This window comes from Bacillus sp. URHA0034 (assembly GCF_056280405.1).
In genome coordinates this window covers 2,735,474-2,748,515 of sequence record NZ_JBWCDK010000002.1, presented here as the reverse complement: position 1 = coordinate 2,748,515, position 13,042 = coordinate 2,735,474, and the positions used below count along the sequence as shown (strand labels likewise).

General features: G+C 42.9%; 14 protein-coding genes. 13 read left to right on the top strand and 1 reads right to left on the bottom strand.

Annotated features, from left to right (window positions below):
• The first annotated feature begins 31 nt into the window (after positions 1-31).
• The 8 genes from ACZ9EE_RS15195 (at position 32) to ACZ9EE_RS15160 (ending at position 6,131) form a co-directional block, all read left to right on the top strand.
• Entirely contained in the window at positions 32-538 is a 507-nt protein-coding gene (locus tag ACZ9EE_RS15195; RefSeq protein WP_476028301.1) for a hypothetical protein, read from the top strand.
• A gap of 108 nt (positions 539-646) precedes the next feature.
• On the top strand, positions 647-835 hold the full coding sequence (locus ACZ9EE_RS15190) for a hypothetical protein (RefSeq protein ID WP_476028299.1): 189 nt from the start codon (positions 647-649) through the stop codon (positions 833-835).
• A gap of 388 nt (positions 836-1,223) precedes the next feature.
• Complete coding sequence (locus ACZ9EE_RS15185; RefSeq protein WP_476028297.1) at positions 1,224-1,463, top strand: hypothetical protein; 240 nt, start codon at positions 1,224-1,226, stop codon at positions 1,461-1,463.
• Positions 1,453-2,385, top strand: coding sequence for a pyrroloquinoline quinone biosynthesis protein PqqB (pqqB, locus tag ACZ9EE_RS15180; RefSeq protein ID WP_476032969.1), 933 nt, complete (start codon positions 1,453-1,455; stop codon positions 2,383-2,385). Before ACZ9EE_RS15185 ends, pqqB begins: the two co-directional genes overlap by 11 nt.
• Positions 2,386-2,388: 3 nt before the next feature.
• A complete protein-coding gene (gene pqqC / locus ACZ9EE_RS15175; protein ID WP_476028295.1) occupies positions 2,389-3,126 on the top strand; it encodes a pyrroloquinoline-quinone synthase PqqC in 738 nt (245 codons plus the stop codon).
• A gap of 24 nt (positions 3,127-3,150) precedes the next feature.
• The gene (gene pqqD, locus ACZ9EE_RS15170; protein ID WP_476028293.1) at positions 3,151-3,486 is read left to right on the top strand and encodes a pyrroloquinoline quinone biosynthesis peptide chaperone PqqD; all 336 of its coding nucleotides are present in this window, start codon (positions 3,151-3,153) and stop codon (positions 3,484-3,486) included.
• The gene (pqqE, locus tag ACZ9EE_RS15165; protein ID WP_476028291.1) at positions 3,467-4,600 is read left to right on the top strand and encodes a pyrroloquinoline quinone biosynthesis protein PqqE; all 1,134 of its coding nucleotides are present in this window, start codon (positions 3,467-3,469) and stop codon (positions 4,598-4,600) included. The genes pqqD and pqqE overlap by 20 nt, the downstream gene beginning before the upstream one ends.
• Positions 4,601-4,886: 286 nt before the next feature.
• Complete coding sequence (locus ACZ9EE_RS15160) at positions 4,887-6,131, top strand: MFS transporter (protein ID WP_476028289.1); 1,245 nt, start codon at positions 4,887-4,889, stop codon at positions 6,129-6,131.
• A 198-nt stretch (positions 6,132-6,329) separates the two neighbouring features.
• Here ACZ9EE_RS15160 and ligD read toward each other — a convergent pair whose 3' ends face one another.
• Entirely contained in the window at positions 6,330-7,229 is a 900-nt protein-coding gene (ligD, locus tag ACZ9EE_RS15155; RefSeq protein WP_476028287.1) for a non-homologous end-joining DNA ligase, read from the bottom strand.
• A gap of 97 nt (positions 7,230-7,326) precedes the next feature.
• Between ligD and ACZ9EE_RS15150 the strand changes: the two genes are divergently transcribed.
• The 5 genes from ACZ9EE_RS15150 to ACZ9EE_RS15130 all read left to right on the top strand — a co-directional run bounded on the left by ACZ9EE_RS15150 (position 7,327) and on the right by ACZ9EE_RS15130 (position 13,031).
• Positions 7,327-8,019 (top strand): ATP-dependent DNA ligase, encoded by a 693-nt coding sequence (locus tag ACZ9EE_RS15150; protein WP_476028285.1) that lies wholly within the window; start codon positions 7,327-7,329, stop codon positions 8,017-8,019.
• A complete protein-coding gene (locus ACZ9EE_RS15145) occupies positions 7,994-8,251 on the top strand; it encodes an ATP dependent DNA ligase (RefSeq protein ID WP_476028283.1) in 258 nt (85 codons plus the stop codon). The genes ACZ9EE_RS15150 and ACZ9EE_RS15145 overlap by 26 nt, the downstream gene beginning before the upstream one ends.
• A 402-nt stretch (positions 8,252-8,653) precedes the next feature.
• Positions 8,654-8,968 carry a heterocycloanthracin/sonorensin family bacteriocin gene (locus tag ACZ9EE_RS15140; protein ID WP_476028281.1) on the top strand — a complete coding sequence of 105 codons (315 nt, stop codon included), beginning with the start codon at positions 8,654-8,656 and terminating at the stop codon, positions 8,966-8,968.
• 161 nt (positions 8,969-9,129) lie between these two features.
• Positions 9,130-11,091: a putative thiazole-containing bacteriocin maturation protein gene (locus ACZ9EE_RS15135; RefSeq protein ID WP_476028279.1), complete on the top strand. Its 1,962-nt coding sequence runs from the start codon at positions 9,130-9,132 to the stop codon at positions 11,089-11,091.
• Positions 11,091-13,031, top strand: coding sequence for a TOMM precursor leader peptide-binding protein (locus ACZ9EE_RS15130; RefSeq protein ID WP_476028277.1), 1,941 nt, complete (start codon positions 11,091-11,093; stop codon positions 13,029-13,031). Before ACZ9EE_RS15135 ends, ACZ9EE_RS15130 begins: the two co-directional genes overlap by 1 nt.
• The last annotated feature ends 11 nt before the right edge of the window (positions 13,032-13,042 follow it).

The following is a 13,042-nucleotide window of genomic DNA, read 5'->3' as shown; positions in this document are numbered from 1 at the left end:
TTTACTGGTTTCTTAAAAGGATAATTATAAATTGGAGAAACATCAGAAATTCGCGAAAAATAAGGATGGTGGTAAAATGAGGAAATTACCGAATTATACCGTGCGATTCATTGGTGCCGCCTGTATTTCCTTACTCTTAGGATTTGCCTTCCCAACTTTGTCCAATGCTCAATCAAATCAGGGCTTAGGTTCATCCGAGGATAACGGAATCAGGTTAACCATCAATGACTATTCCATAATAAACCACGGCCAAAACATTCAACTGCATTATACGATATACTCAAATTCAAATATACAAGTTAGTTCAAATACTAAAAGTTTGATTGAAAACCCGTATATTTGGATTGGGCATACGTTAGTTCGTGAGGAATCAGAATCGTTTAAGAAAGTAAGTAATAATGAGTATAAAGGAACGATAATAGCACAGCTGCATAATTACAGACCCGATACTTCTGAAATGTCATTTCATACACATGGAATATTGAATCAAAAGGGTCAATGGACAGTTGATTTTATCTTAAGGAATAGTCAGTACTGAGGCAGATGTTGAAAAACTAAAGGTATCCCGAATCATTCTTAAACCGTGCGTTGGGATAAATCCTTTGAAGTAATAATAACTGCCTTCAATTGAAGAATTTGTGAATAAATGGATGTTTTTAACCTGAGCTTTGATAAGCTCAGGTTATTTTTAATTCAGTCACGGACACGCCCTGACCTAAACCATGTTGGTGTATCCATGTCTGAAGAGAAGATAGTAAATCAAATCGTTAACGGAGGCGGACGTACGCCTGGAGGTCTTGTTAATAAGGATCAGGCCGAAGTATTGGCAAAATAGCTGTCTCAGAACAAGTAATTTAATAGAAACAAGACAACCTGAGTTTACGGACTCAGGTTGTTCTTTGGGATTTTAAGGAGTGTGTGCCTCCAAGCTTGTCCTTTTTTGCAACATTTTGCAAAACACGGTTTGGACAACTTCATGTTGAAATTTTAGTTATTTTGATGTTTCCACAGACATAAGATTGTGTTGAAAGGTAAAATCAGACACTCCTTTAAGAAATAATCATTATTGAAAGTGTCTTGAAAGGGGGGGATCACATGTGGTTAAAGCCTGAGTACGAAATAATCAACACGTGTTCCGAGGTGACGATGTATTCCTACATCGCCAAGTAGCAGACTGCTTGCCTCTAGTTCATGATTTTAACCAAAACACGGAGGGTGTGCCAATGAATCGTTACTTAAAATCAGTGATGGGCTTGATGATCGGGGGTGCTACAGCAGGAGGATGGCTGCTTGTCGATCTCCTGCTTCCTGATCCAATAGGGGACTATTTGCTATTTATCCTGATGGCTGTAGTAAATATGGCGATAGGTTGGCAGGTTGGCAGGTTATTTGGAAAATCAAAGAATATTGAAAAAAACAATGCCCTCATCGAAGGGAAAGGACTGAAGCCAAATTCGAATTAGAGTATTAGGAGCAGCGGCCGGAGGAGGTTTTCCGCAGTGGAACTGTGCCTGTCCCAACTGTCGGGCAGTCCGCTCAGGAAACGATTCACTCCGGCCGTTATTACAATCTTCGCTTGCGGTAACTGCCAATGAAAAGGACTGGTACCTCATAAATGCAGGCCCGGATATTCTCAGGCAAATTGAATCTTTTGCTTCACTACATGCAGGTCCAGGCATAAGAGAGACCCCTCTTGCCGGGGTTTTTTTAACAGATGCGGAGCTCGACCATACGATTGGGCTATTGTCACTGCGGGAGGGCTCCAGTATGACGATCTTTGGAACCAAGATGGTACGAAGCTGCTTGTACTCCGCTTTTCCGGTGTTTCCAATGCTAAAAGACTATTGTTCATGGGAATGGCAGTCTCTTAATCCAGGCATTCGGCAAAGGGTGGAACCATTACATGAGGGAACAGAAGGAACCATCATCGTTGAGCCGGTTCCCGTTTCGAAAAAACCGCCGCTATATGCCAAGTCGAGCCAGGAGCTGGACGGTCAAGAAGATATTTGGGAGGTTGGACTGGTTCTTCATAATGAGGATTCGGGCAAGTGTCTTGCTTTTTTTCCTACATTAGAAAGGATCACTCCGGCTATAGAAGCCTGCTTAAAAAAAGCCGATATCCTGATGGTAGATGGAACATTTTGGTCGGAAGATGAATTAACCGGGATGGGGGCAGCCGCTCGTGACGCAAGAAGCATGGGCCACTTACCGATTAGCGGACCAACAGGCACTTTGGAATTATTAGCCTCTTTCCCGGCAGAAAGAAAAATTCTAATCCACATTAACAACAGCAACCCTATTTTGAAAAAGGATTCAGTGGAGAGGTATACATTGGAGCGGCTTGGTATTGAAGTTGCTTATGATGGCATGGAAATGGAGGTGTGACTTTTGCTGGAGCAAAAGGGGTTCATTAGCCGTGATAAAAAAAGGGAAGAGCTTTGGCCGGCGAATGAGTTCACAGGGCGGCTAAGGAATGTAGGGCGTTCTTCCTATCATGACAAACATCCATTTCATATCGTGATGCACCAAGGAAACTTAAGCAAAGAACAGATCCGCGGCTGGGTGGCCAACCGATACTACTACCAGAAATCAGTCCCAATTAAAGATGCAGCTATCCTGTCCAATCTGCCGTCAAGGGAACTGAGGAAAGAGTGGATTGGCCGTATTCTTGATCATGACGGAAGGCCAGGAGAAGATGGCGGTATTGAAGCATGGCTACGGCTGGGAGAAGCGGTAGGATTGTCTCGGGAAGAAGTCATACAGGAGGAATATGTTGTCCCGGGCGTTCGATTTGCTGTGGATGCCTATGTGAACTTCGCTCGGACAAAACCGTGGATTGAAGCCGTTGCCTCAAGCTTGACGGAATTGTTTTCGCCTGACCTTATCTCAAAAAGGATAAAGGTTTTTGAGCAGTTGTATCCTTGGATTGACCGTTCAGGGCTTGATTATTTTCAAAGCCGCTTGACTCAAGCACCAAGTGATTCGGATGTGGCACTCAGACTTGTTTTAACCCATTGTCAAACACCAGAATCACAGCAACGGGCTGTCAACGCCTTGCGGTTCAAATGTGATGTATTATGGGCACAGCTTGATGCGATTGAAAAGGCCTATCCCCGTGAATCGTAAAATGGGAAGAATAAATGATTGGTGGTGGAGTCTATTTTTGTAACAGGCAGTCTTCCAAAACTCGCTGCAAAGGCGCGATTAAAATTTGATAAGGTGAGAGAAAAACATCTCCTTTTGCTACCGGAAAAGGTCGTAGTCCTAAACGAAACTGCAGCATCGATCCTTCGTTTATGCGACGGGAGCCAGACCGTGAACACCATAACTGAATCCATCAGGACCTCTCTAATGGAAGGCTCAGAAACTAGGAGTTCGGGTGCTTTGCCTGATTTGAAAACAATGGAGGCAGACATTTCCGGATTTTTACAGGAAATGGCGGATCAGGGATGGGTGGTGGTTCACCATGAAATCGAGGAGTCATAGTGCAGTTCAACCTCCTTTTTCGCTGCTTGCTGAGTTAACCCATCGCTGTCCTTTGAATTGTCCGTATTGTTCAAACCCTATTGAAATGGCTAAAGAATCCATGGAACTTTCAACAGTGGAATGGAGCCGGGTCTTGTCGGAGGCCGCCGAATTGGGAGTAGTAGAAGTTCATTTTTCTGGCGGCGAACCGCTTTTGCGGGATGATCTGGAATCCCTTATCAGCCACGCTGCTGCATTAGAGATGTATAGCAATCTCATTACAAGCGGTATTGGCTTAACAACGGAAAAAGCGATACGGCTTAAGGAAGCAGGTTTAGTAAATGTGCAGGTGAGCTTTCAAGCGGCAGAAGCGAAGCTTTCCGATTTTATCGGCGGATACAAAGCCTTTGAAAAAAAACGAGAAGCTATCACTGCTGTAAAAAAGGCAGAAATGCATTTGTCATTAAATGTGGTGTTACACCGAATGAATCTTGATCAGGTGGATGAGATCATTCAGTTTGCGGAGGAAATGGGGGCCGAACGGTTGGAGCTGGCGAACACCCAGTATTATAACTGGGCGCTGCTAAATCGGGAGAAACTGCTGCCAAGCAGGGAACAGATTGAGCGTGCAAGTGCAGTCTATGAAGCCGCCAAAGCACGACTGAAGCAAAAAATGGAAATTATATGGGTTATTCCTGATTATTATACATCTGCACCCAAGCCTTGCATGGGGGGATGGGGAGCTATTGGTCTTACGGTAGCGCCGAATGGAATTGCCCTACCGTGTCCAACCGCCGGGATAATAAAAGAGTTATCTTTTGAAAATGTCCGTCAGTCATCGCTAGAATATATTTGGTATGAATCTGAATCTTTTAACCGTTTCCGGGGGGAAGAATGGATGCCCAAAGCTTGTCTCCCCTGTGATTTGAGGCACCAGGATGGAGGAGGGTGCCGCTGTCAGGCTTTTGCCTTAACGGGAGATGCTTATGCGACCGACCCGGTCTGCCAATGGGCACCAGAACATCATTTAATTGAAAAAGCTGTACAGGATGCCAACAGCAAACCGGTTGAATCATCATCCCCCCTAATCTATCGGAGGTATTCTCAGGACCGATCCGCAATAAAACGGTTATAAAAAAATAGGTGTTGCCAAAGTGGTGCTGCAGGGGATACGTACATACCCTGCAGCACCATTTTTTTTGAAATAATGCCCTTCCAGTTACCTGCCAAAACGAATCCTTCCCTTTGCAGTCCTTAGCTTATCCCTCAATTTACCATCAATCCCATGTAAACATGTAATGCTACGGTTAACTTTGTTTGTTTATGACTATGAATAAAGGAAATTGAGAATTGGCACCCTTTTAAGTAGAAACTTAGTAATTCTAAATATTCCCTATAAAAATGAAAAGGTAGTGATCAAAATGAAGTTTCCAGGAATTGTTCAAATACATCCGGTGGTCAAGCGGCTTATGCTGGTAAATTTTATTCGCAGTATTGGACAAGGCATGATGGTAGTGGAATTGGCATTGTATCTCGATGCGCTGGGGTGGAACACGGCAGCGATTGGCAGTGTGCTTGCTGCAGGAGGATTGCTCGGTGTTGTCCTTGCACCCTTTATAGGTGTTTATAGTGACAGGATTGGCAGAAAACCGTTTGTCCTTATCTCTGAACTAGTTACCGCCGGATGTGCACTGATCGGGGTATTAACCACTAACCCAATTTTTTTGTCTATTGCGATTACACTTTCCGGATTTGGAAAAGCAGACGCTGGTTCACCCAGTCCATGTGCCCCTGCAGAGCAGGCCTGGCTGGCATCCTTTGTCCCAACAGCAGAACGCGGCGGAGTATACAGTTTGAATAATGCTCTCAGTTTTTTCGGGATGGGGGTTGGAGCAGTGCTAGCGGGGGCTGCATCGTTTTTGAAAACTGGAGTATCTCCTTATAGCCTTCTATTCTGCTATATTCTCGTTGCGTCGTTGATCACAGCCTCCATCATTTTAACGATTCAAGGAGGAGAAGCCGAAAACCACCAAGGAAACAAAAAAGAGGGACAGAGGAATGAAGAAAAGAAAATCTTGCATGAAGAAAATGCAGCGGTATTGAAGCTTGCAGCCATTAACATACTTAATGGGATTGCCATTGGGCTGACCGGCCCGATGATGTCCTATTGGTTTTCGGCTAAATTTGGGGCAAGCCATGCTCAAATTGGCAGCACATTGGCTATTACTTTCTTCATGACCGGAGTTACCTCCATTTTTCAAGCAAGATTATCCCATAAACATGGGACAATCCGGTCCATTGTTTTCATCCGTTTGATCGGAAGTCTGCTTTTAATTTTGATGCCCTTACTATCATCATACGCACTCGTTTCTGTCATTTATATGCTCCGAACGGCTTTAAATCGAGGTACGCAGGGGGCACAGCAGGCGCTGAGTGTGAGTTTAACACGTAACCAGCGGAGCGGCTTTGCATCAAGCATCAATCTTTTTTCAATGAGGCTGCCCACCTCCATTGGACCGTATATTACAGGCTATCTTTTTGGATTGGGTTCCCTATCCCTGCCTTTTTACATAGCCTCATGTCTACAACTCAGTTTTGCTTATTTATACGGCAGACTATTTTCTTCTTACGAAATTCGCATGAGATCGCATGCTTCATCGGGTTGAGAGTCTTAGGTTAAATACAGTCCCCTGGAGTTTCTGAAAAACTCAAAGAACATATAGACGGTTTAAAAATATTTAAATAAGTAAAAGGAGCTCTATAAAATAGGCTCCTTTTCTTAATCATCTTCTATTGTTTTATTAATTTTGTATAACCTGTGTCCTTGTTTTCCATCTTGAATTTAATAAAGGGTTGAAGTACAACTAAATATCGTGTTTTTTAATAAATCCGAGAATATCATTTAGGGACTGATTGTGTTTCTCTGTTGTTATCAGCTTAAACAGATCCCTTTTTTCTTGCAGTCTTTTCTTCATATTTAAAATGGTGAAATCGGTGGGCATAACACCGGCTTCTACCTCCTTCCAGGTAAGCGGAGTGGCCACCGTGGCATTCAAATTTGCCCTTGCCGAGTAAACCACCGGCATCGTCCGTCCTCTCCATAGCTGCAAGTAATCAAAATATAGCTTGGTTCCTCTTTTTGAAACTACTCGTTCAAGCGTAATCTGCTGCGGCATTTGGGCGGCAAAATAATGAGCAACAAAGGCATTGATCTTTCTTGTTTCCTCGAAGGTGTAATCGGGTTGAATAGGAATAAATATTTGCATACCTGAAGAACCCGAAGTTCTTGGTACAGAGATAAGACCAAGTGATTCTAAAAGATTCTTCAGTTTGATTGAGACGTCTAACACGAGGTTGAAGCTATTATGATCGGGAGGATCTAAATCGAAAACCATTTCCAAAGGATAATCGGGTTTATCATGGCGATCAAACGGTACATGGAATTCAACCGCACCATAGTTTGCTGCCCAAACAAGTGTAGCCCTATCATTTAATAGGATTCTTTCCTTGTCCTTATAGAAGGTACTGCAAATCCATTCTGGTGCAGTCTGTGGAACTGATCTTTTTTCAATCCTTTTGCCATTTATTCCGTTTGGATAGATCCACAACATTAATAATCTTTCTTTGGCATGTTCCATTAGATAGGGGGATATATCTACCAAATATCGAATATAGTCCATCTTTGTGATGCCTTGACTTTCCCATATCATTTTGTCGGGGTTTGAAATTTCAATCATTCTGCCGTCAACTACTACTTCTTCCACGTTTACGACCTCCTGTTATTCTATATTTTCAGTGATTTTCGTTTAAACTATGTATGATCTAAAATTTGGGGTGATATATCTGGAGCCAATTTTTGCAATGGAACCTGTTAGTAGTGATACGATTCCAACAAGTGACGAATGGATTGCACAAGTGAAATGGGATGGAGTTAGAATCCTCACCTATGCCGAAAATCAGGATGTACGGCTTTATAATCGGAAAAAGAATGAAAGAACATTGCATTATCCAGAGATCACAAACATCCATCAATATTGTTCCAGCAGTTCCGTTATTTTAGATGGTGAAGTGATTGCATTAGGGGAAAATGGAAAGCCCGCCTTCCATGAAGTAATGAAACGTGATGGTTTGAGAAAATTTGAACGTTTAAAAATGGCTGCGGAGTCTGTGCCCATTATCTATATGATTTTTGACGTCATCTACCTGAATGGAGAGTGGATTCATAACAAGTCCTTTCATGAAAGAAATGAAATACTTGCGGATATCATCAAACCAAACGGTCAGATTCAACTTGTCCCCTCTGTCACTGAAGCAGAAGCATTATTTGGTGCGATTAGGGAACAAGGCATGGAAGGGATAGTGCTGAAAAGGAGCGGTTCTCCTTATTCAATTGGGAAAAAACGCGATGACTGGCTCAAAGTAAAAAATTATCGAGATATTATCGCGGTCATCGGTGGTTTTACTTTAGGACATGATATTGTAAACTCGATTTTACTTGGCCTATATGACTCTCAAGGAGAACTTCAATATGTCGGGCATACAGGGAACAGGTAAAATGACGGTAAGTGATTGGAAAGACTTAACTAAGGAATTAAACGGAATTACGGTTGCGCATTATCCTTTTCAACAAAAACCTCAGCGCCATTCCCAGGCCATCTGGGTGCGGCCGGAAAAGACGGTAAAGATTAAATTTGCTGAATGGACGGAAGGTGGGGCGCTGCGGCAGCCAAGTATTGAAGGATTTATTGAAGTTCCACCCCAGGAGTGTTTACTGGAAAGAACCTAAGGATACACACAAAATAGAGAAACGTCTTCCCCTCAGTTCCAAAACGTATTGATTAATCATTAAAGACTCTCACCGATTTTGGTTGGGGGTCTTTTTTGTGCCTAACTTGACTATATTTTGATTTGCTAGGTCTCGTAGTGATTTGTACTTTTGTCACTTTATCAGATTTGCATCTAATAAGTTTCAAATAAATTTCTGTAATGAATCAGCATCTCATGATACCTAGCCGTAAAATAGGCTAATACATCAGTAACAACGTCCTAGAAAAAATCATATTTTGTTGAAGAGAGTACACAAGTAACTGATTGTTTCCGAATTTACAAAATTGACAAATTAGCTTATACCACTCTCTATTCAGGTTTTAGGTTTAACCAGTTGAATAAATACAAAGGGGAGGAAGAAATGCATAATTTTCAGAATAATTTACAAGCGTTGGGAATGGACCAATTCCAAGTGGGTGAGTTAATTCCTATCGATGCTCAGGGCCAAGATCCGCGTGGCTTTGGCCGTTGCGGAGGTTTTGGCCGCTGTGGAGGATTTGGTCGTTGTGGAGGCTTTCATCATTGCGGAGGATTCGGTCGTTGCGGAGGATTCGGTCGTTGCGGAGGCTTTGGTTTTGGTATTGGCTTTAGCTGCTTCGGTTTTGCCTGTGGAGGCTGTGGAGGCTGCTATGGTTGTTATAGCTGCTATAACTGTGTCGGCATTGCTATCATTTAACCATTGTTTTGACTGCGGAATTTTCTAGAAAAAGGTTATGAAAAGGAAGTGCCCCTGCAGGATATGCCGTAAGGGCGCTTCTTTACTGTGTTTAACATATTGGACAAAAAATCGTACATAAACTGATAGTGTAGAAGTAGAAAGGAATGAGGAGGAGCTGAATGACAAAACTTAACTCGTCCACACGTTTAAAGGTAAAAAGGGATACCTTTTTTCTCCCAGACCCAAAGGGTGGTGTGTATTTTCGAAATAACTTAAGTTCATTTCGAATGGAAGGGAATACGATTTATCAATGGATTGAAACATTAATGCCGATGTTTAATGGGGAGCAAACATTGGGAGATTTAACAAAGGGATTAACGGCCCCATATCGTGACAGGGTATATGAAATTGGAGAAACGCTGTACAAAAATGGCTTTGTTCGGGATATAAGCAAAGATACCCCACATCAATTAAATAGTAACGTTCTTGAAAGGCATGCTTCCCAAATTGAATTTATCGAGAATTTTGTGGAATCGGGTGCCTATCAGTTTCAAGAGTTCCGTCAAGCTAAGGTTCTCGCGGTCGGCTCTGGGTCTTTTATGATATCGTTGGTTTCTGCGTTGCTGGAAACAGGGCTGCCTAAATTAAATATCATGATAACTGATACGGTTCCTACCAATCGGGTGCGGCTCAGTGAATTGGCGCGGAATGCCAGAAAGGTAGATGCCGAAGTTGAAATAGTGGAAATCCCCTTTCCTAAAACGACAGGAAAAATTTTTTGGAAAGAAGTGGTTCAGCCCTTTGATTGGATTCTGTATGTTTCCGAAGACGGAAATATAAAACAAGTAAGAGATCTTAATCAAGTTTGTAAGGAAGAAAAGAAGACATTTTTGCCGGCCCTCTGTTTAGAACATGTGGGGCTCTCTGGCCCATTGGTTCATCCAGAATCAGACGGATGCTGGGAGTCTGCATGGCGCCGAATTCATCAAACTGCCGTGCGGGTTAATGGGGATGATCAGCCTTTTTCTTCAACAGTGGGAGCAATTCTAGCGAATGTTACCGTATTCGAATTTTTCAAGAAGGCATCTGGGATTGAAGGTTTTAATCAAGATAATCAAATTTACCTGCTTGATCGTGAAACATTGGAAGGAGATTGGATAGCATTCATCACACATCCTTTGGTAACATCTAATATGGTTACGCCAAGGCTGGTTGAGGAAATTGATTTAAGACTTAAGCAGGATTCGGAAAAAAGGGTTGACCCGGTTATCCTTTTGGAATATTTCAGTCGATTAACTTCAGAGGAAATCGGTATTTTCCATACCTGGGAGGAGCGGGATTTGACGCAGCTTCCTCTTTCACAGTGCTATGTTCAAGCAGTTAACCCACTGTCAGAGGGACCGGCAGATCTTCTGTCAGAAGTTATTTGTGCGGGTTTAACCCATGAGGAAGCAAAAAGAAAGGCAGGGCTGACCGGCATTGAAATGTATGTTGCCAGATTGGTGAATTCACCCCTTTACCGATTCGAAAATGAGAAAAATACAATTGATACGGATAGACTAGGAGAATTTATCGGTATCGGTGCAGGGGAAACCATTTCAGAGGCAGTTTGCCGCGGGTTGCAAGAATATTTAAATGAACAATTGAGAAAAAGAAAGACGGATCAACTCAATAAGGTTTATCGATTGCAGCTAGGAACAATGGAAGATCAACGATGCAGATTTTATTTAAACGCTTTGACTACTTTGAATGGTGCCCCGACAATCGGCTTGAAAGAAGAGATACTAGGCTTTCCAGTTATATGGGTAAGGTCGAATGGCCGTTTGTACATGAGGGCAGATTTAACTCCAACATTGGCATTACAAACTGCTTTGCAACAAGCGCTTCTGGACAGTCAGAACCAGGTAAACTCCGAATTTAGGCAAGAGATAGAGTCTGCGGTTTTTCTAGAGAGGAAAGAGACCAAACTTAACTTCAACTCCAGTGAGGATATAACACACTTTGAGCTATTACAATCCTCTATTCAGGTCCTAAATCGAAACAGAAAACGGTTATTTGTCTACGACCTTACGCTAGAACCCTTTTTAAAACAAGAATTGGCCGGAGTCTATGGTGTACAGGTCGGGGAGGAGGAATCCTAATGGCTGCCCATATTCTCATTGACGGAGAGGGTCTATTAGCAGATTATGTTTTTGAACAATTATCCGGCAGTTATCATGTAAGCCGTCGAGGCCTTTTTGAACAGGTCCCCGAACAAACAGAATTAGCCCTAGTGCTGCATGATTCTTGGCAGTCATCGATTCATCAAAAAGCAGAAGAAAAATATAGGAATACTGGTATCCCCTGGCTTAGGGGCTTCGTTTCGTTTGGAGAAGGAATCATTGGTCCATTAGTACGCCCTGATACACCGGGATGTTCCCGCTGTATGGATATAAGGCGCCTGATAGCTGGACCTGACCGGCGTGAAATGTGGGAGCTTCAACTAAGAATGGCAACAGGTGGGGACGTCCTGCGCGATGCGTGGGCAACACGAACAGGACTATCGCAAATGGCAATCCTGATCTGTAACGAAGTGGAGAGAATTCTTCAAGGAGAACCCGGCCGCTTGGAAGAAAGAGTGTTCATTACTAATCTGAGAACATTAACGAACGAAAGCCACTTATTCTTGCCTGATCCATTGTGCCCGATTTGCAGTCCATTGCCTGATGACACACCAGAATTAGCTCAAATTAGGCTAGAGTCTAGTCCTAAAATTAAAGATGCTGGTTATCGCTCCCGTTCAATGGATGAATTGAAAACAGTTCTGGTCAAAGATTATCTTGATTACCGTACTGGGGTCATGAATGGAAAAATGCAGGACATAAGGCTGCCATTTGCAGATGTTTTGGTTAACATGCCACTGTTTGAAGGAGATGAAGGAGTAGCCGGCAGGTCTAATTCTTATGAAATGAGTGAGTTGACTGCCATTTTAGAGGGATTAGAACGATATTGCGGGGTCGAGCCTCGAGGCAAAAGGAAAGCAGTACGTGATAGTTATCATCATCTAAAGGATAAAGCACTAAATCCTGCAAAAGTAGGTTTACATGAAACAGAACAATATGCTCAGCCTCATTTTCCGTTTAAGCCATTCCATCCTGATGACCCTATGAATTGGGTCTGGGGATATTCGTTTTTACAAAAACGTCCTATACTAGTTCCAGAATTGCTCGCCTATTACAGTTTGGGCTATGGGGAGGGCTTTGTTTATGAGACCTCTAATGGATGTGCTTTAGGGGGAAGTTTGGAGGAGGCTATTTTCCATGCCATTATGGAGGTCGTCGAGCGCGATTCATTCTTGTTAACCTGGTATGCAAAACTTCCGCTTCCGCGTCTTGACCTTCGTTCCACTAACAATAAGGAATTAGAACTGATGGTCGACCGAATACATGAGGTGGCGGGATATGAGCTTCATTTTTACAATTCGACAATGGAACATGGAATTCCAAGTGTTTGGGCAGTGGCAAAAAATCGAAGTTCCAAGGGTGTAAACTTGATTTGTGCGGCCGGAGCTAATCCTGATCCTGTAAGGGCCGTAAAAAGCTCTCTTTTCGAGCTCGCAGGAATGATGGTTAGGCATGACAAAAAATTGGAAGAAAACCGGCAGAAATATGAAGTAATGTTAAAAAACCCATTCGCAGTACGTACCATGGAGGACCATGGCATGCTCTATGGTCTGAAGGAAGCAGAGGCACGGCTGGATTTTTTATTGGATGATCAACGTCCATTACGGACGTTTGCTGAAGAGTTTAAAGAGCCACCAGTAAATACGGATTTGAAGGAAGACCTTGAGGACATTCTTCAAAGGTTTCGCCGGTTGGACCTCGAAGTGATTGTTGTTGACCAAACGACACCGATAACCAGACGAAACGGATTATTCTGTGTAAAAGTTTTAATTCCTGGTATGTTACCGATGACATTCGGCCAGCATCTTATCCGTGTGAAAGGGCTGGAGAGGGTCCTAAAAGTACCAATGAAACTTGGATTTATAAAACAGCCGTTATCGTATGAACAGCTAAATCCATATCCCCACCCGTTCCCATAAATGAATAGTAG

Bases quoted from the DNA above. Each gene is read 5' to 3' on its own strand.
- ACZ9EE_RS15190 (WP_476028299.1), top strand. From the start codon at position 647: ATGGATGTTTTTAACCTGAGCTTTGATAAGCTCAGGTTATTTTTAATT.
- ACZ9EE_RS15185 (WP_476028297.1), top strand. From the start codon at position 1,224: ATGAATCGTTACTTAAAATCAGTGATGGGCTTGATGATCGGGGGTGCT.
- pqqE (WP_476028291.1), top strand. From the start codon at position 3,467: ATGAAATCGAGGAGTCATAGTGCAGTTCAACCTCCTTTTTCGCTGCTT.
- ACZ9EE_RS15160 (WP_476028289.1), top strand. From the start codon at position 4,887: ATGAAGTTTCCAGGAATTGTTCAAATACATCCGGTGGTCAAGCGGCTT.
- ACZ9EE_RS15150 (WP_476028285.1), top strand. From the start codon at position 7,327: ATGGAACCTGTTAGTAGTGATACGATTCCAACAAGTGACGAATGGATT.
- ACZ9EE_RS15145 (WP_476028283.1), top strand. From the start codon at position 7,994: ATGTCGGGCATACAGGGAACAGGTAAAATGACGGTAAGTGATTGGAAA.
- ACZ9EE_RS15140 (WP_476028281.1), top strand. From the start codon at position 8,654: ATGCATAATTTTCAGAATAATTTACAAGCGTTGGGAATGGACCAATTC.
- ACZ9EE_RS15135 (WP_476028279.1), top strand. From the start codon at position 9,130: ATGACAAAACTTAACTCGTCCACACGTTTAAAGGTAAAAAGGGATACC.
- ACZ9EE_RS15130 (WP_476028277.1), top strand. From the start codon at position 11,091: ATGGCTGCCCATATTCTCATTGACGGAGAGGGTCTATTAGCAGATTAT.